The organism is Pseudomonas sp. BR20, assembly GCF_050780135.1.
GTDB lineage: Bacteria > Pseudomonadota > Gammaproteobacteria > Pseudomonadales > Pseudomonadaceae > Aquipseudomonas.
Window position 1 is genome coordinate 2,263,552 of the sequence record NZ_CP172012.1, and the last position, 20,333, is coordinate 2,283,884.

Here is a 20,333-nt window from a genome sequence, read left to right on the forward strand (position 1 = left end):
ACGCAGGAACACGGACGATGAGCCACCCCTCACAATTCACCTTGCTGCGCACACGGCGCTTCCTGCCGTTTTTCATCACCCAGTTGCTGGGCGCTTTCAACGACAACATCTTCAAGCAATCGCTGATCCTGGCGATTCTCTACAAGCTCACCATCGACGGTGACCGCGCCATTTGGGTCAACCTTTGCGCCTTGCTGTTTATCCTGCCGTTCTTCCTGTTCTCGGCGCTGGCCGGGCAGTTTGGCGAGAAATTCAACAAGGATGCGTTGATCCGCGCGATCAAGATCGGCGAGATCGTGATCATGGCCGTCGGTGCCACAGGCTTCCTGTTCAACCATTTGGAATTGATGCTGCTGGCGTTGTTTGCCATGGGTACCCACTCGGCGCTGTTCGGCCCGGTGAAGTATTCAATCATGCCCCAGGCGCTGCGCGACGATGAGTTGGTGGGTGGCAACGGCCTGGTGGAAATGGGGACGTTTCTGGCCATTCTGGCCGGCACCATTGGCGCCGGGATCATGATGTCGTCCACCCATTACGCACCGATCGTGGCGGTGGCGATTGTCGGCGTGGCCGTGCTGGGTTACCTGGCCAGCCGCAGTATTCCACGGGCGGCGGCATCGACGCCGCAACTGCGCCTGGATTGGAATATCTTCACCCAGTCGTGGGCCACGCTGCGCATGGGCCTGGGGCAGACGCCGGCGGTGTCGCGCTCGATTGTCGGCAACTCATGGTTCTGGTTTGTCGGCGCGATCTACCTGACGCAGATCCCGGCCTACGCCAAGGAGTGGTTGTACGGCGATGAAACCGTGGTCACGCTGATCCTCACGGTGTTCTCGGTGGGCATCGCCCTGGGCTCGATGCTCTGCGAAAAACTCTCCGGGCGTAAGGTGGAAATCGGCCTGGTGCCGTTTGGCTCGTTCGGCCTGACGGTGTTCGGCCTGCTGCTGTGGTGGCATTCCGGCGGCTTTCCACAGAACGTTCAAGCGAATGATTGGCTCGCGGTGCTCAGCTATGGCCAAGCCTGGTGGGTGTTGTTCGATATCCTTGGCCTGGGTGTGTTCGGCGGTTTCTATATCGTGCCGCTGTACGCGCTGATCCAGTCGCGTACCGCCGAGAACGAGCGGGCGCGGGTGATCGCCGCCAACAACATTCTCAATGCGCTGTTCATGGTGGTGTCGGCGATTGTGTCGATCCTGCTGCTGAGCGTGGCCAAGTTGTCGATCCCCGAGCTGTTCCTGGTGGTGTCGCTGCTCAATATTGCGGTCAACACCTACATCTTCCGGATCGTCCCCGAGTTCACCATGCGCTTCATGATCTGGCTGCTGAGCCACTCCATGTACCGCGTGGAGCATCGCAACCTCGACCTGATTCCGGACGAAGGCGCAGCCTTGCTGGTGTGCAACCACGTGTCGTTCGTCGATGCGCTGTTGATTGGTGGCGCGGTGCGTCGGCCGATTCGCTTTGTCATGTACTACAAGATCTACCGCTTGCCGGTGCTTAACTTTATCTTCCGCACCGCCGGGGCGATTCCGATTGCCGGGCGCAACGAAGATATTCAGATCTACGAAAAGGCCTTCACGCGCATTGCCCAATACCTGAAGGACGGGGAGTTGGTGTGCATCTTCCCGGAAGGCAAGCTGACCAGTGATGGCGAGATGAACGAGTTCCGCGGTGGCGTGACGCGCATTCTGGAAGAGACGCCGGTGCCGGTGATTCCGATGGCGTTGCAGGGGTTGTGGGGGAGTTTCTTCAGCCGCGATCCGAACAAGGGCTTCCTTCATCGAATCTGGTCGCGGGTGGTGTTGGTGGCGGGCGAGCCTGTTGCTGTGGACGCGGCTACGCCTGCGCAGTTGCAGGCGGTGGTTGGTGTTTTGCGGGGGAGTGTCAGGTAGTTCTGTGCTGGATGTACTGGCCTCATCGGGGGCAAGCTTCCTACCATACTAGACAGCTCGGTCAAATGTGGGAGGGGGCTTGTCCCCCGATGGCGGTAGCGGCCTAAGCGCTGATCTTAAGCCCCACAAGCCCGCAAATGATCAACGCCACACTGGCCAACCGAAACAACGCCATGGACTCCCCGAACAGGACAATCCCGGCGATCACGGTGCCCACGGCACCCACGCCGGTCCAGATGGCATAGGCGGTGCCCAGGGGCAGTTCTTTCATGGCCAGCCCCAGCAGGCCGAGGCTGATGGCCATGGCGGCAATCGTCAGGACAGTGGGCAGTGGCTTGCTGAAACCGTCGGTGTACTTCAAGCCGACGGCCCAGCCGACTTCGAACAAGCCGGCAAAAAACAGAATGATCCAGGACATGATGACCTCGCTTTTCAGGCGGGGTCGTCCCCGGATTGTGCGCCTCGACAGCGTCGCGAGGTCGTCCCCGCGAAGCTCGGTAGAGTGCCGAAAATTGATCATGCGATCAAGTTTGCGGCGTGTTCTCCAATACGCGGCGGTCTTCCTTCTCGCTCATGCGACGGAAATACGTCGACAGCAATGCCCCGGAAATATTGTGCCAGACACTGAACAACGCACTGGGCACTGCCGCCAACGGTGAAAAGTGCGCGCTGGCCAATGCGGCACCCAGCCCTGAGTTCTGCATGCCCACTTCCAGCGCCAACGACTTGCGTTGGGCCAATGGCAGTTTGAACACACGGCCGGTGAAGTAGCCCAGCAAGTAGCCAAAGCTGTTGTGCAGCATCACCACGGCCATGATCAACAGGCCCGATTCGGCGATTTTCGCCTGGCTGGCCGCCACTACTGCGGCGACGATGATCACGATGCTGATCACCGACACCAGGGGCAGCACGTCCACCGCGTGGCGGACCCGCTCGCCGAGCAGGCGTTGCGCGACCACGCCGAGCACGATCGGCAGCAGCACCACTTGCAGTATCGACCAGAACAACTCCATGAACGACACCGGCAACCAGGCCGATGCCAGCAGCCAGATCAGTGCCGGGGTGAGCAGCGGGGCGAGGAGGGTGGTGACGGCGGCGATGGCCACCGACAGCGCCAGGTCGCCACGGGCCAGCCAGGTCATCACGTTGGAGGAGGTGCCGCTTGGGCAGCAACCGACCAGGATCACGCCGACGGCAATTTCCGGCGGCAGGTGAAAGGCCTGGCACAGCAGCCAGGCCACCCCCGGCATGATCACAAAATGCGCGACTACACCCAGGGCTACACGCCACGGGTGGCGAGCGACTTCGGCGAAGTCTTCAAGTTTGAGGGTCAGCCCCATGCCGAACATCACCAGGCCCAGCAGCGGGACGATGGCGCTTTTCAGGCCGATGAACCAGCTGGGTTCGAGGAAAGCCACGACGGCGAAGATCAACACCCAGTAGGCGAAGGTATTGCCGACGAAGCGGCTCAAGGCGGCGAGTGCGCGCATGGGGGCGTCCTTGTTGTTAGATTCTGGAAGTGCAAATGCAGTCAAAAGTGGGAGAGGGCAAGCCCTCCCACATTTTGATCTTCACATGGCTTAAATGCCCTGTGGGGTTTCTTCGCCGCCGAGGGCTTCGATCAACGCTGGCAGGAAGTCTCCGAAGGTCAGCATCATCAGGGTAAAGCTGGCGTCCAGTTGGCCCAGGGCCTCTTCACCGCCGTCCTGTTCTGCCTGGTCTTGCAGCAGGTCTTCGAACTTCAGGCGCTTGACGGTCATCTTGTCGTCGAGCATGAAGGACAGCTTGTCCTGCCAGGCCAGGGACAATTGGGTCACGACTTTGCCGGTGGTCAGGTGCAACTGGATTTCTTCGCCGGTCAGATCCTGGCGCTTGCAACGCACAATGCCGCCGTCTTCGTGGGTGTCGCGCAGTTCGCATTCGTCGAGGACGAAGAAGTCATCGGCCGGTTTCTGGGTGGTGACCCAGTCGGTCATGATGGCGGTTGGCGCGGTTTTCACGGTGAGTGGGCGAACCGGCAGGGTGCCGATCACTTCACGCAGGGTGGAGAGCAGGTCTTCGGCGCGTTTCGGGCTGGCCGAGTTCACCAGGATCAGGCCCTGTTTCGGCGCGATGGCGGCAAAGGTCGACGAGCGGCGAATAAAGGCGCGGGGCAGGAAGGCCTGGATGATTTCATCCTTGATCTGATCGCGTTCCTTTTTATAGACCTTGCGCATTTGCTCGGCTTCGATCTCTTCGACTTTCTCTTTCAGTGCGTCACGCACCACGCTACCCGGCAGGATGCGTTCTTCCTTGCGGGCGGCGATCAGCAGGAAGTCACCGCTGACGTGAACCAGGGGAGCGTCCTCGCCTTTACCGAAAGGCGCGACGAAACCGTAAGTGGTCAACTCCTGGCTTGCACAAGGGCGCGCCAGTTTGGTGGCCATGGCCGCTTCCAACGCCTCGGCATCAACAGGCAGATCTTGGGTCAGGCGATAGATAAGCAGGTTCTTGAACCACATGGGGTGAGTCTCTCCTTTATACAAAGGGGGGCATTATTCTCTTGATAGCGCCTCAGGCCAACCCTGCCTAAGCCATTGGAAGGCCTCAAAAAAAAGATTTAAGAAAGTGCTTGCCAGACCCAAGGTCGCTCCGTAGAATGCGCGCCACACCGAGACGAAGGGTGATTAGCTCAGCTGGGAGAGCATCTGCCTTACAAGCAGAGGGTCGGCGGTTCGATCCCGTCATCACCCACCATTCGCTTCAAGTGTTACGCGCAGCGGTAGTTCAGTCGGTTAGAATACCGGCCTGTCACGCCGGGGGTCGCGGGTTCGAGTCCCGTCCGCTGCGCCATATTCGGTAACCTGGAGCGCTGAACGCCAGGTCACCACAGAAAGCCCGCTTAATCGCGGGCTTTTTGCTGTCCGGAATATGGCAAAAAATCGTACGGCGAATTTTTTTGAATAAATTGCATTTAAATCAAGACATTACGATTTTTTGGTGTATGATGCGCCCACACCGAAACGAAGGGTGATTAGCTCAGCTGGGAGAGCATCTGCCTTACAAGCAGAGGGTCGGCGGTTCGATCCCGTCATCACCCACCATTCGCTTCAAGTGTTACGCGCAGCGGTAGTTCAGTCGGTTAGAATACCGGCCTGTCACGCCGGGGGTCGCGGGTTCGAGTCCCGTCCGCTGCGCCATATTCGGTAACCTGGAACACTGAACGCCAGGTCACCACAGAAAGCCCGCTCATTGAGCGGGCTTTTTTTTGCCTGCGATTTGATCTTTGTACGCCTTGCCGTCGCCCTGACGCTACCTGACCTTTTCCTTACGCGGCTGGCGCGTGGCCAAGTGTTCGAAGTAAAAAGAGGCAGTGCCGAACACGGCGATTATGGTCAGGACGATCATGCCTAGGGTTGAGCTTTCCACGATGGGCTTCCTACGTGATGGAGTAGGCGTCCACGGTAGAGTTACGGCGTAAGCGTCTCAATAGACCCGACGCAATCCTTACGACGCCGGGTCCATTGTTACGCAGTCTTTACGGGGAGTTGCGGCTGTGGCGGTAATCGCTGACGGCCTCGTACACCGCCTTGCGCAAGCGATTGATACCGCCGATGGGGCGATGCTCGGCTACGCCAAACCACGGGTTGAACGACTGGTTGTCGCACGCCAGGTTTTGTTCCGGCGTATCGAAGTCTTGAGCCGGGATACGCACCTTGGCCACGCTCTCGTAGGGCGCATCGCTTTCCTTCCATTCGATGCTGGTGTCTTCGATCGGCATGAATTTCTGCGGGTTCTGCCGCTGGATCTGCAACACGAAACACGCCGGCACGCGGTCGGTGGACAACTGCTGGCTCAAGGCGCTGCGCAAGAAGTTCGGCAGGTCCTGGTTCTGTTTGGGCAAGGCGTATTCCGGGCAGCTCTGCGGGTCTGGCGCCACGCGGAACTTGGCATTGGCCGCGCCGAACTTGTAGGGCGATACCGAAAAATAGGTGGTCTGCGTCGGGCTCGCCGGTGCGGGTGCCAGGGTTGCCAGGGCGATAAACAGGTGACGTACCTGCCAACTGCGCGGGTCGGCCTTGGGGAAGAACGCCAGGACTTTCTTGCCATCCGCCTGGGCGCCGATGTTCTGCGCGTACTCTGCCACATCGCTGACAAAGAAATTCGGGTGGCTGAACATCACGAAGTCCTGTTCCGTGCGTGTCTGCTGGTCGGCCAGCAGTTGTTTGCCCGGCACGTCCAACAGCTTGAGCGCCATGCCCCGGGCATCGCGGATGCTATCGAACTGTGGGTAGGCGTTGCCGTTGGACAGCCGCATCATCGCCTGCCAGGTTTTACCCGGTTCGGCGAACACACCCTGGCGCAACGCCGGGTCGAGATCGGGCAGCACACTGACCTCGGCTTTCACACAACCATGGGCCTTGGCATGGGCATCACGCAGGTAGCGCGTGCCTTCGCGATGCTGGTCAACGATGCGCACTGCCGTCTGGATAATGCCCTGGGTCATGGCCGCTTCACCCGCAGGGATCTGCTCGTCCGGCGACACCGGCCCGCTGTGCTGCCAGGCAAACCACGCCGTGCTCGCCAGCCAGCCAAGCAGGCCCAGGCCCACCAGCCACAGCAGGGTCTTGCCGAGAAACGCGCCGATGCGCAGCCACAGGCGGGCAAGCAGAGAAGGTTGGTCGTATCGAGATCGGATCATCATGGCAGTTGTTGCTCCAGCGGGCCGCCCAGCACTTTGAGGTATTCCAGCAGCGCCCAGCGTTCCTGCGGCAGCAAGCCACGGCCGATGACGCCATTGCCACGTTGGCCAGCACGGAATTCGTGGCCGCTGTTGTGGTTGCCGGTGAGTTTGGTATCGAACAGGAAGGCATTTTTGAACGCCGCGGTCTCAAAGCCGAGGTGACGCGGGTCGTAGTTGAAGGTGCCTTTATAGAAGGTGGTGCTGCGCTCGTCCTGTGGCGACAGCAACTGGTAGATCGTCGGCACCGAGCCGTTGTGCAGGAACGGCGGGGTAGCCCACACACCGGCCAGCGGGCGGGCCTTGTAGGCACGCAACTCGCGCACGCCAATGGGCAGGCCGTAGCCGTCCAGGCGCGGGCGCTCGGCCGGGGTGACGCCGGCGGCGCGGTAGGCATGGTCTTCGACGAAGGCGGTGACGTAGGCCAGGCCCTTGGCCACGGACATTTTTTTCAGGTCCAGCGGCTCGGAGGGAGTGGGGTGCAACTCGACATTGAGCTTGGCCAGCTCCGCCGGGTCCCACTGCAGGGCGCTGAGGTCATAACGCTGGTCGGCAATGTTGCTGGCGGTGCCGGGGTCGGTGCCGATGTACGCCACCGGCAGCATTTTCAGCTGCTGCACAGGGCGGCCATTTTCCTCGGTGACGGCCGGCACATGGCAGCCGGCGCAGTTTTCGGCGAACAGCGTGCGGCCCTGGGCGGCGAGGGGCTTGTCGATGGTGCCGAACAAGTCCTCGGGCCAGCTCGGTGGTTTGAGGCGTTGCAGGGTTTCTTCGATCAGGTTGAGGTCACGCACCCTGACGCTCGACGGGTAGCGCGCATCGCCCTGAAGCGGTTGGCCGGCGGCGTCGAAAAAGGTCAGCGTCGCGCCTACACCGAGGGCTTCACCGATATTACGCGCCATGGGTTGCTGGGCCGAGCCGTTCCATTGCACCCAGTCGAAGGTCCAGATGTCCCACAGCTGCGGGTAGTCCACCGGTGCATTGGCGACGCGGTAGTTGTCCGGCGAAATGGCATCGCCAAAGCTGGCATTGGCGATTCGGCCAAAGGCGTCGGTGCGGCCCGGGCCTTCTTCGGTGGGGTAGAGGCCGCGGTGGGTATCGTTCCAGGCGACCTTGAGGAATTTGTTCAGCGACTGCTTGAAGTCCTCGCGCAGCTGGCTGTGCTCGGCGTCGTAGCGATCCCCCAGCACCTGGCGGGCAAACCGCTCGAATTTCCACGGGTTGTAATAGGTAGCGGCAAGGCTGGCGACCAGCGCCTGGCCGAAGCTGCCACCACGCAGGGTCGGTACGCTGGAAGGCAGTACGTGCTGGGCCGAGCCGCCGTCGATGCGCAGGGCCTGGGCCTTGAAGTGCAACTCGCCGGTATGGCAGGCGGCGCAGGTGATATCCAGGTACTCGACGTTGCTGTCGGCGTTTTTATGTCGTGCGAACCCCACGGGCAGGTTGCCGGGGTTTTGTGCGGTGGGTACCTGTTTGGGGTCGACCAGGAAACCAAAGCGCGCCAGGTACTCCGGCGTGGCAAAACGTCGCTGGGAGAATGGCAGCTCCAGGGCGGTGAACCAGTTGTAGTGCAGGCCTTTTACTTGGGTGCCCTGGGGCGTGAAGTAATAGGTCTGGCGGTCGGCGGCACTCCATTGGTCCTGGTAGCGCACCTGCTCCACCGGCACGTAGTCGGGCAGCTTGGGGTTGACGGTGTAGTACAGCACCACGGCCAGGATCAGGCCCAGCACGGTGAGTATCGGCAGTAAAACACGGGAAAAAATGCGCAAGATGGCTATCCTTGTCTCGGCCTTGTCGAGTGGTCGCGTTGTTATGCCACTACGCCACAGGTGGGGCAAGTGGCCATGAGCCTGGTAACAGGTGGTCCCACGATCCTTCGCGGCGGCCCATCATGAATGAAAATGCTTTTAAACACGTGAACTTATCAGAAGTTTCCTGCTCACATGCCGGTAGCCATTGGTCGTGGCCGCCTGATAAGCTCGCGACTTTATTCGAATGCCCTTTTGGCGCATGAACAAGGAAATAGCATGAAACAGCATCGGTTGGCGGCGGCGGTGGCCCTGGTTAGCCTGGTACTTGCGGGTTGTGATTCGCAGACCAGCGTAGAGCTGAAAACCCCGGCGCAGAAAGCTTCCTACGGCATCGGCCTGAACATGGGCAAAAGCCTTGCTCAGGAAGGCATGGATGACCTGGACTCCAAAGCGGTAGCCCAGGGCATCGAAGATGCCGTCGGCAAGAAAGAGCAGAAGCTCAAAGACGACGAACTGGTTGAAGCGTTTGCCGCACTGCAGAAGCGTGCTGAAGAACGCATGACCAAAATGAGCGAAGAGTCGGCAACCGCCGGCAAGAAATTCCTCGAAGACAACGCCAAGAAAGACGGTGTAGTCACCACCGCTTCCGGCCTGCAGTACAAGATCACCAAGAAAGCCGACGGCCCACAGCCTAAGCCGACTGACGTGGTGACTGTTCACTACACCGGCAAGCTCACCAACGGCACCACCTTTGACAGCTCCGTGGATCGCGGCAGCCCGATTGACCTGCCGGTCAGCGGCGTGATTCCTGGTTGGGTCGAAGGCCTGCAACTGATGCACGTAGGCGAGAAGGTCGAGTTGTACATCCCGTCCGACCTGGCTTACGGCGCCCAGAGCCCGAGCCCGGCGATTCCAGCCAACTCCGTGCTGGTATTCGATCTGGAACTGCTGGGCATCAAGGACCCAGCCAAGGCTGAAGCCCCTGCTGCACCGGCCGCCAAGAAGTAATCGGCGCCTGAACACACAACGCCCCGTCTCGACGGGGCGTTGTTGTTTCCGGGGCTTTCAAAATCAGCACCTGTGTACATCCGATCGAACGCTCGAACGCTGTAACAGTCTGATATAAGACTCGAGTACGGGTACCGGCACATCTGCGCCAAGTCAATGAATTCTTGGGTTTTTTTGATGTGCGCAAAAAACGCCCGATCTGACTGAAAGCCTTGTAGACCGTGGCTTTCAGCCGGTAAAACAGGCTCTGTTCACAAGGTTATCCACAATTTGTGTGGATAACCTTTCTGTTTGATGGAACTGGAGTGACAGATGAAACCACCCTTCAATTTCACCCGTTTCCTGCCTATGGCTGCACGCTTGCTGGGTCGTGGGCGGTTGCCGACCTTGCTGTTCGCCGTCGCCGCTAAGGGCTCGAGCCAAGGCAACCGTCTGGGCGCCCTCAAGGATGATCTCAAGTTGCTTCAATCCCTGTGCCTGGCTTACTGGCGGGGCGAGTATCGGTCCATCAGTCCCAAGGCGCTGATCTCTGTGGTGGCGGGGCTGATGTACTTTCTTAGCCCGATTGACGCAATCCCGGACTTTATCCCGATGTTCGGCATGCTCGACGACATCGCTGTACTGGCGTGGGTCATGAAGACCCTGAACGGTGAGCTGAGCGCTTTCCGCACCTGGCGTGACGCGCAGCGTCCGGAAAAACTCGCGGTGGTCGAGCGCCTGCCTGCCACGCCTGCCTTGCTGGCCAAGGAAAACCCGCAAAAAAACGGATGACGTGGCTATCCCCCTGCGACCTTTGTGGCTGTTAGGATTACACTCCTAAGGAAAGAGCTTACTCAGTAAGTGCAGTTATCCTACGGGGCGGTCATGGATATTCAGATAATTTCACGCGATGGCGAACCCGAGTACGCGGTGTTGCCATGGGATCAGTACCAGGCGCTGCTAAAAGCTGCCGGTCAGCAACAGCCTTCACCGGCACCTTCTCCTACTGTCCAAGCCGCGCCTGACCAGGATTTGCGCCCGCTCGCAGACCTGCGCGGCTTGCGTGAAGCCAAGGGGCTGGCGATTGAGGCCCTGGCCCGCACCGTGGGCATCAGCCCCTCGTATCTAGGATTGATCGAAAGTGGTGAACGTCAGCCGGATGCCGCAATCCGCCGCAGCCTGGCCTGGGAATTAGGCGTTGCAGGTTGGAGGGATGAGTCTTGAGCCTACGTATCAGTCGTCAACATTGGGATGGGTTACTTAACGAACTGGACCAGGCGCGCCGCCAGCGCCATCTGCTGACCTACCGAGCACTGTTGGAGCGCCTGCAATTTCCGACCCCGGCGATGCAAACCCTGGCTGCTGCCTTGGAGCACCTGGCGGCCCTGGATGCCAAGGCCGAGCAACCGTTGCGCAGCTCCCTGGTGATCAGCCAGGGCGCCAGCCGCCTGCCGCGTACCGGGTTCTTTGAGTGCGTTGAGCGCCTGGGGCGTTTCAGCGGACCGTCCGATGGTGTGGCCGCCGCCTCCTGGCATGCCTCGGAAGTGGTGCGGGTGTTCGAATACGAGTATCCGGAGTCTGCCGAGGCTTAAAGTGCCTGGGGCAGCACGTCCATACTGTCGATCACGTGGATGCTGTAGCCGGTCATATCCTTGGCATGGTGCTTGGCCTGCGAGGCCAATTCCGCCAGTTGGCTGGCATCGAGTTGTCCACAGGCCTGTGGATACAAATGCACCACCCCAATCGACAGTGACAGCAACGCAAACTCCTGGCGTACGCCCTGGCGGTTCAGTGCCACGAAGCAGCCGGCGTCAAGGTGTTCGGCGCGGTAGAAGCGCCGGCACTGGGTGTGGAAATCGTCCAGCAGTTGGTTGAGCCGCTTGCGCCAATCCTGTGGCCCCAATACCAGCAAAAAGTCATCGCCACCGATATGCCCGACAAAGTCGCGGCTGGGGTCGACCCGGTCGTTAAGGCACTGCGCCAGGCACAGCAACACCTCATCCCCACGTCCGTAGCCGTAGATGTCGTTGAACGGCTTGAAACTGTCGATATCCACGTAGCAGATCACCGATTCCCGCTGTTGCTGTAACAGTCGCGTCAGGCACTGCTGGATCGGCACGTTGCCAGGCAGCAGGGTCAGGGGGTTGGCATAGCGCGCCTGCTGGATTTTCAGTTCGGTGATCAGTTTGAGTACATCGATCACCCGGCCCAGGCCCAGGTAGTCGCCATTGAGGGTGATGATGAAATCTTCTTCGATGCGTTGCCGTGCGCGGCTGGTCAGCAGGCGGCTGACCTGTTGCAGCGACTGGCTCAACTCCACCGCCAGAAAATCCGTACTCATCAGCCGGCTGATGGGCTTGCGCGCAAACAGGTCGGTGGCAAACGGCTTGAGCAGCGCATCCGACAGCGAATGCCGGTGCACGATACCCACCGGGTGGCCGCGTCCATCCAGAACCGCCAGGGAGTTAAGGTTGGCCTGGCGGCGGAACGCCTCCAACACCTGAGCGGTCGCGGTGTCCTGATCGACCGCCGGTTGCTCGTTGATCAGGGCGCTGAGGTCGCCGGCTTCTTCGCTGAGGGCCACATTGGCCTGGTCGGGCTTGGGCAGCATCTGGCGCGCTTCCTGTGGCGGCTGCTCCTGTGGACGGCAGAGCAGGTAACCCTGGACCAGGTCGACGCCCATTTCGGTCAATACCGCCAGCTCTTCCGGCAGTTCGATGCCCTCGGCAATCACCTGGGCCCGTGAGGCCCTGGCGATTTGCAGGATAGAGCCGACAAACTCACGCTTGAGCGCATCCTGATGGATACCGTCGATAAAGTGCCGGTCGATCTTCACGTAATCCGGGCGCAGTTCCGACCACAGTCGCAGGCTGGAATAGCCGGCGCCCAGGTCATCAAGCGCGATGGCGAAGCCCATATCACGGTAATGGTGCAGGGCGGTTTGCAGCAGGTCGAAATCGTCGGTGGGTGTTTGCTCGGTGAGCTCGATCACCACTTGGCTGGGTGGAATCCCGAAGTCGCGTAGCAATTGCAGGGTGCGCCCCGGCTGGTGAGCCGTGTCCATCAAGGATTCCGGCGAGACATTCAGGAACAGCTTGCCCGGCAGCTTTTGCTCGCTGAAGCGTCGGCATGCGCTTTCGCGGCAGGTCATTTCCAGTTCGCTGAGGCGCCCGGCGTGGCGCGCCACCGAGAACAGGGCGATGGGGGAGTGCAACGGGCTGTTCGACGGGCCGCGGCTGAGGGCTTCGTAGCCAAGGATGCGCCGTTCTGACAGGCAGATGATCGGTTGGAACAGGCTGTGCAAACTGCCTTGAGCCAGGATAGAGCCCAATGCACTCAGCTGTTCGGTCATAGTCATGGCGATCTCGATCGAAAAAAAAGGACCGCAGGCGTTACGCCAGCGGTCCTTCATTTCACGACAGAATGATGTCTATATGATGACACTCCCAGGAGCGATCACATTAATTCGCCATCATTTACTGCTTGGCCACCTGTTTGGTGATTTTCAGGTAGTCCAGCAGGATCCGGCCGCTCTCGGCCAGGTAAGCATCGTCTTCCGGCTTGGTTTTATCCGCCTCGGTCGGCAGCGCATCTTCGTCTTCTTTCTTCAGCTCCTTGAGTGGTTCTTCACCCTTGGCCTTGCGGCGGATGTTTTCCAATACGAGTTGCTTGTTTTCGATGTCGGAGTGCTGTGCACGACGGTCCACTTCATTGAGGCTGACGGTTTTTTCTTCCATCAGCTTCTTGGCCAGGGCCAGCTTGTCGCGGATGAACACAAACTCGGCATCCTTGGCGGAGCGGGTATCGTGATCAGCCTTCAATTGCGCCAGGAACGGCTTGAACGGATCCGAAGCCGGCTTGATCGCAGGGCGGATGGTGTCCCACGGCATGGCTTCCGGCAGAGCGCTTTCGCCGATTTCCTTGGTGTCGATGATCGACGGGAAATCGATGTCCGGCAGGACGCCCTGATGCTGGGTGCTCTGCCCGGAAACCCGGTAGAACTTGGCCAGCGTCAGCTTGAGCTCGCCATGGTTCAGCGGCTGGATGGTCTGCACGGTGCCTTTGCCGAAGGTCTGGCCGCCGATGATCAACGCGCGGTGATAGTCCTGCATGGCGCCGGCGAAAATCTCCGAAGCCGAGGCTGACAGGCGGTTGACCAGCAACGCCATCGGGCCTTTGTAGAAGGCGCCCGGGTTCTCGTCTTCGAGCACGTCGACACGGCCGTCAGCATTGCGTACCAACACGGTCGGACCCTTGTCGATAAACAGGCTGGTCAGCTCGGTGGCTTCCTGCAGGGAACCGCCGCCGTTGTTGCGCAGGTCGATGACCACGCCGTCGACTTTTTCCTTCTGCAACTCGGTAAGGATTTTCTTCACGTCGCGGGTGGTGGACTTGTAGTCCGGGTCGCCGGCACGGAAGGCCTTGAAGTCCAGGTAGAAGGCCGGGATTTCAATCACGCCCAGCTTGTAGTCCTTACCATCCTGCTTGAGGTTGAGGACTTTCTTTTGCACCGCCTGGTCTTCGAGCTTCACCGCTTCACGGGTGATGGACACGATCTTGCTGGTCTGGTCGTTCGGGGCATTGGTGTGCGGAATCACTTCCAGGCGCACCACGCTGCCTTTCGGCCCACGGATCAGCTTGACCACTTCGTCCAGGCGCCAGCCGACCACATCGACCATCTCTTTGTCGGCCTGGGCCACGCCGATGATCTTGTCGGCAGGCGCAACCTGCTTGGTCTTGTCTGCCGGACCGGCCGGGACCAGACGCACGATCTTCACTTGGTCGTTGTCGCTTTGCAGGACGGCACCGATGCCTTCCAGCGACAGACTCATGTTGATATCGAAATTTTCTGCGTTATCTGGCGACAGATAATTGGTGTGCGGATCGTAGGACATCGCGAAGGTGTTGATGTAGGCCTGGAAGATATCTTCGGCACGGGTCTGGTCCAGACGCGCCAGCTGATTCTTGTAGCGCTTGGTCAACAGTTCCTGGATGGCCTTGGGCTCTTTGCCGGCGATCTTCAGGCGCAGCACTTCGTCCTTGACGCGTTTGCGCCACAGGTCGTCGAGGGCGGCGTTGCTGGTCAGCCAAGGCGCGTCCTTGCGATCCACCAGAAGGGTTTCCTTCTGGGTGAAATCGAGTTTGTCGACGCCCTTGTCCAGCTCAGCCAAGGCGAAATCCAGACGCGCTTTGACGCGGTCCAGGTAGCGCTTGTAGATGGTGAAGCCGGGCTGCAGGTCGCCGCTTTTGAGGAAGTCGTCGAACTGGGTCTTCCACTTGTCGAACTCAGCGATATCGCTGGCCAGGAAGTAGCTGCGCGACGGATCCAGCAGCTTGAGGTAGCTGTCGTAGATGATCACTGAGCGCGCGTCGTCCAACGGCGGCTTGCTGTAGTGATGACGCTTGAGCAACTCGACGACGTTAAGGCTGGCAATCACCTCATCGCGGTCCGGCTGAAGGTTGTCCCAGCTGTTGGCTGCGAACGTATTGGTCGACATCGACGCGAAGCCGATACCAATGAAAAGAGCGAGGGCGGTGCTGGGGAACAGATGCTTCATGCTGATTCGACGCGGGGGCAATTGATAACGCATATTAGGCCGTCTTTGAAGTTGCCGGTTCCATAGGGGCCGGTCGCATAATGCAAAAAGCCCGACGCTACTGCTACGGGCTCAGTCCAGACTCACTATGGAGGCACTGTGAAAGCATTGCAAGGCGTTGAAGGTCATGTGGAGTGGTTGGACGAACCAAGTCCCACATGTGATGTAGGCCAGGTGCGCATTCGCGTGGCAGCTGCTGGCCTTAATCGTGCCGATTTATTGCAGCGTGCCGGGCTCTATCCGCCACCGCCTGGCGCCAGCCCTGTGCTCGGCCTTGAGTGCTCCGGGGTAATCAGTGAAGTGGGCGCAGGCGCGTCCTGGCAAGTGGGCGATCGCGTCTGTGCGCTGCTGGCCGGTGGCGGCATGGCCGAAGAAGTGGTGGTGGATGCACGGCATGTGTTGCCGGTACCGGAAGGTGTGTCGCTGGTCGAAGCGGCGGCGTTGCCTGAGGTGTACAGCACGGCGTGGCTCAATCTGTTCCAGTTGGCGGGCCTCAAGCCCGGTGAGAAGGTGTTGCTGCATGCCGGTGCCAGTGGCGTGGGCTCGGCGGCAATCCAGTTGTGCAAGGCATTTGGCAGCCCGTGCTGGGTCAGCGTCGGCTCGGCGCAGCGCCTGGCCTACTGTGAAGACTTGGGCGCCCAGGGCGGCGTAGTACGTACTGACGGTATCGAAGGGCTGCGGGATTTCGGGCCATTCGATGTGATCCTCGATCCGGTCGGCGGCGACTACGCCGCGCTGGACCTCAAGCTGCTGGCGCTGGACGGTCGCTGGGTATTGATTGGCTTGATGGGCGGCCGCGAGGCGCAGTTGGACCTGGCCCAGGTGCTGGGCAAGCGTATTCAGTTGTTGGGCTCTACCCTGCGCAGCCGTGACGATCAGTTCAAGGCCGACCTGTTCAGCGACCTGAGCCAGCATGTATGGCCGTTGTTTGCCGAAGGGCGTCTGAGCCCGCAATTGGCCAAGACGTTCTCGATCAAGGATGCCGAGGCGGCGTTTGCCGAGTTGGCGACCAATCAGATTGCCGGGAAGCTGGTGTTGGTAATTGACGAAAGCCTCACCTGATCGCGGATTGGAATAGGGTCGATGTGGGAGGGGGCAACCCCCACCCACTTTTGATTGGATTTCAAGTCTGGATAGGCGGTGTCAGACCCAGTGGTGGATTGGCCAGCCGGCCTTCTCGGCATGCTCGCGCAATACCGGATCCGGGTTCACCACCTGCGGGTGATCCACCTTCAACAGCAACGGCAAGTCATTGCGCGAATCCGAATAGAAGTACGCGCTGTCCAGCGTCTCACCTTCCTGCTCCAGCCATTCCAGCAAGCGCGTGATCTTGCCTTCGCGGTAGGTGAGTACACCCACGGTACGGCCGCTGTACACGCCATGACTCACTTCCAGTTCAATCCCCAGCACCTCATCAATGCCGATACGTGCCGCAATCGGTTTCACCAGGTGAGTCCCCGAGGCGGAGATCACCAGGATCCGGTCGCCGTTGGCGCGGTGGCGAGCGATGGTCCTGGTGGCGTCGCTGTAGATCAGCGGCTCAATCACATCCTCGACCCAGGGCTCCACCAAGTGGTCGATTTCCTCCGGGGTGCGGCCGATCATCGGCTCCAGGCTGAAGTCCATGAAGTCTTCCATGGCCAGTTCGCCCCGGCTGTAGGCGTCCATCAGCTCGTTGTTCCTGCGCATGAACGACTCCGGGTCGACCCAGCCCAGGCGACCCATCTGCTCGCTCCAGAGGGTGGCGCAGTCGCCATGGATCAGGGTGTCGTCCAAATCAAAAATTACCAATGCCATCCGTTACGCTCTCTCAAAATTCACTGCTGCTCAGGCTACTTCACACAGCGCACTGGGGTCGATGGAAAGTGCCAGGCGCTGGCCGTCCGGGTGCAGATCGTCCGCCGAGCGGTTGAGCACGTCCACCACCAATTCCACGCCACGGGCTTCGATGCGGTAGCGAATCACGTTGCCCAGCAGGCTGTGGCTGCGCACCAGCGCGTCGAGTTCGCCGTTGCGGCTCAGTTCGATGGCCTCCGGGCGAATCGCGATGCGCCCGCTGATCGGGCGTTGCAGCAGTTGGCTGGCCTTGTCGGCGTCCAGCAGGTTGTAGTTGCCGATGAAACCTGCGGCGAATACATCCACCGGTGCGGTGTAGAGGGTCTCGGCATCGCCGCTTTGCACAATCTTGCCCTGGTTCATCAGGAAGATCCGGTCCGACATGGTCAGGGCTTCTTCCTGGTCATGGGTTACGAAGATCGTGGTCAACCCCAGTTCGCGCTGGATCTGGCGGATCTGTTCGCGCAGGTGCTTGCGAATCCGTGCGTCCAGCGCCGACAGCGGCTCATCCAGCAGCAACAGGCGCGGGCGAGTGACCAGGGAGCGGGCCAGGGCCACACGTTGGCACTGGCCGCCGGACATCTGGTGCGGGTAGCGGCCGGCCAGGTCCTTGAGTTCCACCAGTTGCAGCACTTCCTGCACGCGCTTGTGGCTGTCATCGGCGTTGACCTTTTGCATGCGCAGGCCGAAGGCGACGTTCTGTTCCACAGTCATGTTGGGGAACAGCGCGTAGCTCTGGAACACCATGCCGATGTTGCGTTTTTGTGGGCTCAGCGGAACGATGTCCTGGCCGTCCAACAGGATTTTCCCACTGTCCACCGAGGTCAGGCCGGCGATGCAGCGCAGCAGGGTGGACTTGCCGCAACCGGATGGGCCGAGCAGGGTGACGAATTCACCCTTGGCAATTTCGCAGTTGATGTCACTGAACACCGGGGTGCCGGCGTAGCTTTTTTGCAGGTGTTGGACGCTGACGAAGCTCATTGGCTTTTGTCCTTGTTCAAGATATTGGCGGCCCAGGTCAGCACCAGCACAAAGAAGAAATAGGAAATCACGACGGCGCTGGTGAAGTGGCCGCTGCTGTTGCGCATGTTGTTCAGGTACACCTGCAGGGTTTCGTAGCGAGTGCCCACGAGGATATTGGCGAACACGAACTCACCGAACAGGAACGAGAACGACAGCAGCAGCGCCACCATCAAGCCTTTGCGCAGGTTGGGCAGCACCACGAAGATCGCCGCTTGCCAGGTGCTGGCACCAAGCAGTTGCGAGGCGTCCATCAGGTCGCGCAGGTTGATGGCTTGCAGGTTGTTGGTGATCGCCCGGTACATGAACGGCAGCGCCACGGTGAAGTAGCAGCCGATCAGGATCCACGGCGTGCCCACCATCGCCAACGGCCCGGAACCGTACAGCTGCAGGAGGCCCACCGACGACACCACCGGCGGCACCGCAAACGGCAGCAGGATCAGGATGTTCATCAAGGCGTCGAGTTTGGGAAAGTGGTAATGCACCACGAACAGCAGCGGCAGGATCAACACCACCGACAGGATCAGCGCACCCACGCACACCAGCAACGATTGCCCGAAGGCCATCAGGAAGCGTGGGTCGCTCCACAGCTGCACATACCATTTCACCGTGAAGCCAGCCGGCAGAATGGTCGCCGACCAACTGCTGGCAATGGAGTAGACGAAGGTGCCGATCAGCGGCAGCACCAGGATCGCGAACAACAGGTACACCACCACGCGGTGGTAGAGGGAGGCCGGGCCGGCTTCAGCGCGAGACATGGTAGCTCCTCTTGAGCAGCAGTTGATGGACCACGGTGACCACGGTCATCAGCGCCACCAGCACCACGGCCAGGGCGCTGGCCATGTTCGGATCGAGGGATACATCCCCGGACACCAGGCCGGCGATACGAATCGGCAGCACGTTGAAGTTACCGGTGGTCAAGGCGTAGACCGTCGCGTAGGCACCCAGGGCATTGGCCAGCAGGATCACGAACGTGCCCAGTAGCGCCGGGGTGAGCACCGGCAAGCCGATATGTCGCCAGAACTGCCAGCCATTGGCGCCGAGCAGGGAGGCCGACTCACGCCAGTCTTCGCGCAGTGCGTCGAAGGCGGGGTAGAGCAGCAGCACGCCCAGGGGGATCTGGAAGTAGGTGTAGAGGATGATCAAGCCGGTCTTGGAGTACAGGTTGAAGTCCTGAATGATCCCGGCTTGCTTGAGCATGATGGTGATGCTGCCGTTGAACCCCAGCAAAATGATGAACGCGAAGGCCAGGGGCACGCCGGCAAAGTTGCTGGTCATGTTGGCGAAGGCGGTGACGAAGTTGCGCAGCGGCGAATCCACTCGGCGCAACGAATAACTGCCGAGGGTGGCGATGATGATGCCGAAGATGCTCGAGTAGAAGCTGATCTCCAGGCTGAACTGAATGGCCTGCAGGTAGAACTTCGAACTGAAGATGCGCGTGAAGTTGTCCACGCCCCACCCGGTTTCTTCGGTTTGCAGGCTATTGATCAGCACCCATACCAGCGGGGCGATCTCGAACACGATAAAAAACAGCGCGAAAGGCACCAGGCACAGCAGGGCCAGCCATTTGCCGCGAGTCATGGCATTCACTTCAACAGCTCCCGGCATACAGGTTTGTCGTGGGGTACGCCCAGCAGTTCGCAGACGGTGCCGCACAGCTCGGTTTGTTTCGGTGCGGCGTTGGTGTCCAGGCTGAAGGCATCGCCGAGGACGAACAGCGGCACTTCCCGTTCTTCCGGCAGCAGGCCGTTGTGGGAGCGGTCGTTGTTCATGCCGTGGTCGGCGGTCACCAGCACCTGGTAACCGGCATCGAGCCAGGCTTGCAGGTAGTCGGCCAGGAGGATGTCGGCCGAGCGTGCGCTGTTGCGGTACTGCGGTGTGTCGAGGCCGTGCTTGTGGCCGGCGTCGTCGATGTTCATCGGGTGCACCACCAGGAAGTCCGGCGCGTGATTGAGCCGCAGGCTTTCGGCGTCGGCGAACAGGTGGGAATCCGGGTAGTGGTCATTCCAGTAGAAATGCCCGTGCTGGATCGCCAGCGCCTTGTCGTCGGTATGACGATCCCGTGCGGCGAGAAAGGGCGTGCGGTTATACAACTCGCTGACCCAATGGTAAGCCGCCGCGGCAGTGGTAAGACCTGCGTCGGTGGCGTAATGGAAAATGCTGCGCTGGTTGGACAGGCGCGAGACCTGGTTGTGCACGATACCGCTGTGGATCGGTGGCACACCGGTGAGGATGCATTCATACAGCGGGCGGGACAGGGCGGGCAGTTCACATTCCAGCGTGTAGAGGGCTGCGCGTCCTGCGCCGACATAGGCCTGCAAGTGCCCCATGGTGTGCCGGGCAACCTCGAAGTTCAGGCCGTCGAGCACGACAAGGATGACGGGGTGCTTCATGGGGGGCGACGCTCCGCAATGATTGACTTGGCTCAATTCCTCTGGAGGAACGGGGTCAAAAATGTGGGAGGGGGCTTGCCCCCGATAGCGGTGTGTCATTCAACGGATTTGTTAGCTGATCCACCGTCATCGGGGGC

General features: G+C 60.4%; 18 protein-coding genes and 4 tRNA genes. 10 read left to right on the top strand and 12 right to left on the bottom strand.

Annotated elements, in window-relative coordinates; all coding sequences use genetic code 11:
- Positions 1–17 precede the first annotated feature (17 nt).
- Positions 18–1,892 carry an MFS transporter gene (locus ACHPFG_RS10365; protein WP_431702302.1) on the top strand — a complete coding sequence of 625 codons (1,875 nt, stop codon included), beginning with the start codon at positions 18–20 and terminating at the stop codon, positions 1,890–1,892.
- Positions 1,893–1,995: 103 nt separating this feature from the next.
- Here ACHPFG_RS10365 and sugE read toward each other — a convergent pair whose 3' ends face one another.
- The 3 genes from sugE to rdgC form a co-directional block, all read right to left on the bottom strand.
- Positions 1,996–2,310 carry a quaternary ammonium compound efflux SMR transporter SugE gene (sugE, locus tag ACHPFG_RS10370; protein ID WP_131699167.1) on the bottom strand — a complete coding sequence of 105 codons (315 nt, stop codon included), beginning with the start codon at positions 2,308–2,310 and terminating at the stop codon, positions 1,996–1,998.
- A gap of 106 nt (positions 2,311–2,416) precedes the next feature.
- On the bottom strand, positions 2,417–3,382 hold the full coding sequence (locus ACHPFG_RS10375; RefSeq protein WP_431702303.1) for a bile acid:sodium symporter family protein: 966 nt from the start codon (positions 3,380–3,382) through the stop codon (positions 2,417–2,419).
- Positions 3,383–3,472: 90 nt separating this feature from the next.
- Positions 3,473–4,393 carry a recombination-associated protein RdgC gene (gene rdgC, locus ACHPFG_RS10380; protein ID WP_027607105.1) on the bottom strand — a complete coding sequence of 307 codons (921 nt, stop codon included), beginning with the start codon at positions 4,391–4,393 and terminating at the stop codon, positions 3,473–3,475.
- Positions 4,394–4,552: 159 nt separating this feature from the next.
- On the opposite strand from rdgC, the gene ACHPFG_RS10385 reads away from it, so the two are divergent.
- The 4 genes from ACHPFG_RS10385 (at position 4,553) to ACHPFG_RS10400 (ending at position 5,071) form a co-directional block, all read left to right on the top strand.
- Positions 4,553–4,628, top strand: a tRNA-Val gene (locus ACHPFG_RS10385).
- Between the two features lie 19 nt (positions 4,629–4,647).
- Positions 4,648–4,724: transfer RNA gene (locus tag ACHPFG_RS10390), tRNA-Asp, on the top strand.
- Positions 4,725–4,899: 175 nt separating this feature from the next.
- Positions 4,900–4,975, top strand: a tRNA-Val gene (locus tag ACHPFG_RS10395).
- A gap of 19 nt (positions 4,976–4,994) precedes the next feature.
- A tRNA-Asp gene (locus tag ACHPFG_RS10400) sits at positions 4,995–5,071 on the top strand.
- 338 nt (positions 5,072–5,409) lie between these two features.
- Here ACHPFG_RS10400 and ACHPFG_RS10405 read toward each other — a convergent pair.
- Both ACHPFG_RS10405 and ACHPFG_RS10410 read right to left on the bottom strand, forming a co-directional pair.
- A complete protein-coding gene (locus ACHPFG_RS10405) occupies positions 5,410–6,576 on the bottom strand; it encodes a catalase family protein (protein WP_431702304.1) in 1,167 nt (388 codons plus the stop codon).
- A complete protein-coding gene (locus ACHPFG_RS10410) occupies positions 6,573–8,381 on the bottom strand; it encodes a di-heme-cytochrome C peroxidase (protein ID WP_431702305.1) in 1,809 nt (602 codons plus the stop codon). The genes ACHPFG_RS10405 and ACHPFG_RS10410 overlap by 4 nt, the downstream gene beginning before the upstream one ends.
- Before the next feature lie 258 nt (positions 8,382–8,639).
- Between ACHPFG_RS10410 and ACHPFG_RS10415 the strand changes: the two genes are divergently transcribed.
- From ACHPFG_RS10415 to ACHPFG_RS10430, 4 genes are all read left to right on the top strand, one after another.
- On the top strand, positions 8,640–9,371 hold the full coding sequence (locus tag ACHPFG_RS10415) for an FKBP-type peptidyl-prolyl cis-trans isomerase (protein WP_431702306.1): 732 nt from the start codon (positions 8,640–8,642) through the stop codon (positions 9,369–9,371).
- A gap of 312 nt (positions 9,372–9,683) precedes the next feature.
- The gene (locus ACHPFG_RS10420; protein WP_431702307.1) at positions 9,684–10,142 is read left to right on the top strand and encodes a YkvA family protein; all 459 of its coding nucleotides are present in this window, start codon (positions 9,684–9,686) and stop codon (positions 10,140–10,142) included.
- A 93-nt stretch (positions 10,143–10,235) separates the two neighbouring features.
- On the top strand, positions 10,236–10,574 hold the full coding sequence (locus ACHPFG_RS10425; RefSeq protein WP_431702308.1) for a helix-turn-helix domain-containing protein: 339 nt from the start codon (positions 10,236–10,238) through the stop codon (positions 10,572–10,574).
- On the top strand, positions 10,571–10,942 hold the full coding sequence (locus ACHPFG_RS10430; protein WP_005786715.1) for a hypothetical protein: 372 nt from the start codon (positions 10,571–10,573) through the stop codon (positions 10,940–10,942). Before ACHPFG_RS10425 ends, ACHPFG_RS10430 begins: the two co-directional genes overlap by 4 nt.
- On the opposite strand, the gene ACHPFG_RS10435 is transcribed toward ACHPFG_RS10430, so the two are convergent.
- Both ACHPFG_RS10435 and ACHPFG_RS10440 read right to left on the bottom strand, forming a co-directional pair.
- The gene (locus ACHPFG_RS10435) at positions 10,939–12,708 is read right to left on the bottom strand and encodes a bifunctional diguanylate cyclase/phosphodiesterase (protein ID WP_431702309.1); all 1,770 of its coding nucleotides are present in this window, start codon (positions 12,706–12,708) and stop codon (positions 10,939–10,941) included. The two genes, ACHPFG_RS10430 and ACHPFG_RS10435, sit on opposite strands and share 4 nt — an antisense overlap.
- A gap of 118 nt (positions 12,709–12,826) precedes the next feature.
- Positions 12,827–14,908 (bottom strand): carboxy terminal-processing peptidase, encoded by a 2,082-nt coding sequence (locus ACHPFG_RS10440; protein ID WP_431702310.1) that lies wholly within the window; start codon positions 14,906–14,908, stop codon positions 12,827–12,829.
- Positions 14,909–15,046: 138 nt separating this feature from the next.
- Here ACHPFG_RS10440 and ACHPFG_RS10445 point away from each other — a divergent pair, with 138 nt between their 5' ends.
- On the top strand, positions 15,047–16,009 hold the full coding sequence (locus tag ACHPFG_RS10445) for a zinc-binding dehydrogenase (protein WP_431702311.1): 963 nt from the start codon (positions 15,047–15,049) through the stop codon (positions 16,007–16,009).
- 81 nt (positions 16,010–16,090) lie between these two features.
- On the opposite strand, the gene ACHPFG_RS10450 is transcribed toward ACHPFG_RS10445, so the two are convergent.
- Genes ACHPFG_RS10450 through ACHPFG_RS10470 form a run of 5 tightly spaced genes read right to left on the bottom strand, consistent with a single transcriptional unit; the run spans position 16,091 to position 20,196 of the window.
- Complete coding sequence (locus tag ACHPFG_RS10450; protein WP_431702312.1) at positions 16,091–16,744, bottom strand: HAD family hydrolase; 654 nt, start codon at positions 16,742–16,744, stop codon at positions 16,091–16,093.
- 30 nt (positions 16,745–16,774) lie between these two features.
- Entirely contained in the window at positions 16,775–17,764 is a 990-nt protein-coding gene (locus tag ACHPFG_RS10455; protein ID WP_431702313.1) for an ABC transporter ATP-binding protein, read from the bottom strand.
- Entirely contained in the window at positions 17,761–18,561 is an 801-nt protein-coding gene (locus ACHPFG_RS10460; RefSeq protein ID WP_131699188.1) for an ABC transporter permease, read from the bottom strand. Before ACHPFG_RS10460 ends, ACHPFG_RS10455 begins: the two co-directional genes overlap by 4 nt.
- Positions 18,548–19,384: an ABC transporter permease gene (locus tag ACHPFG_RS10465; RefSeq protein WP_431703460.1), complete on the bottom strand. Its 837-nt coding sequence runs from the start codon at positions 19,382–19,384 to the stop codon at positions 18,548–18,550. Before ACHPFG_RS10465 ends, ACHPFG_RS10460 begins: the two co-directional genes overlap by 14 nt.
- 5 nt (positions 19,385–19,389) lie before the next feature.
- The gene (locus tag ACHPFG_RS10470; RefSeq protein WP_431702314.1) at positions 19,390–20,196 is read right to left on the bottom strand and encodes an alkaline phosphatase family protein; all 807 of its coding nucleotides are present in this window, start codon (positions 20,194–20,196) and stop codon (positions 19,390–19,392) included.
- Positions 20,197–20,333 lie beyond the last annotated feature (137 nt).

Coding starts and splice junctions, on each gene's coding strand:
- sugE (WP_131699167.1), bottom strand. CDS start 2,310: ATGTCCTGGATCATTCTGTTTTTTGCCGGCTTGTTCGAAGTCGGCTGG.
- ACHPFG_RS10415 (WP_431702306.1), top strand. CDS start 8,640: ATGAAACAGCATCGGTTGGCGGCGGCGGTGGCCCTGGTTAGCCTGGTA.
- ACHPFG_RS10365 (WP_431702302.1), top strand. CDS start 18: ATGAGCCACCCCTCACAATTCACCTTGCTGCGCACACGGCGCTTCCTG.
- ACHPFG_RS10460 (WP_131699188.1), bottom strand. CDS start 18,561: ATGTCTCGCGCTGAAGCCGGCCCGGCCTCCCTCTACCACCGCGTGGTG.
- ACHPFG_RS10470 (WP_431702314.1), bottom strand. CDS start 20,196: ATGAAGCACCCCGTCATCCTTGTCGTGCTCGACGGCCTGAACTTCGAG.
- ACHPFG_RS10440 (WP_431702310.1), bottom strand. CDS start 14,908: ATGAAGCATCTGTTCCCCAGCACCGCCCTCGCTCTTTTCATTGGTATC.
- ACHPFG_RS10420 (WP_431702307.1), top strand. CDS start 9,684: ATGAAACCACCCTTCAATTTCACCCGTTTCCTGCCTATGGCTGCACGC.
- ACHPFG_RS10375 (WP_431702303.1), bottom strand. CDS start 3,382: ATGCGCGCACTCGCCGCCTTGAGCCGCTTCGTCGGCAATACCTTCGCC.
- ACHPFG_RS10465 (WP_431703460.1), bottom strand. CDS start 19,384: ATGACTCGCGGCAAATGGCTGGCCCTGCTGTGCCTGGTGCCTTTCGCG.
- ACHPFG_RS10405 (WP_431702304.1), bottom strand. CDS start 6,576: ATGATGATCCGATCTCGATACGACCAACCTTCTCTGCTTGCCCGCCTG.
- ACHPFG_RS10425 (WP_431702308.1), top strand. CDS start 10,236: ATGGATATTCAGATAATTTCACGCGATGGCGAACCCGAGTACGCGGTG.
- ACHPFG_RS10455 (WP_431702313.1), bottom strand. CDS start 17,764: ATGAGCTTCGTCAGCGTCCAACACCTGCAAAAAAGCTACGCCGGCACC.
- ACHPFG_RS10435 (WP_431702309.1), bottom strand. CDS start 12,708: ATGACTATGACCGAACAGCTGAGTGCATTGGGCTCTATCCTGGCTCAA.
- ACHPFG_RS10450 (WP_431702312.1), bottom strand. CDS start 16,744: ATGGCATTGGTAATTTTTGATTTGGACGACACCCTGATCCATGGCGAC.
- rdgC (WP_027607105.1), bottom strand. CDS start 4,393: ATGTGGTTCAAGAACCTGCTTATCTATCGCCTGACCCAAGATCTGCCT.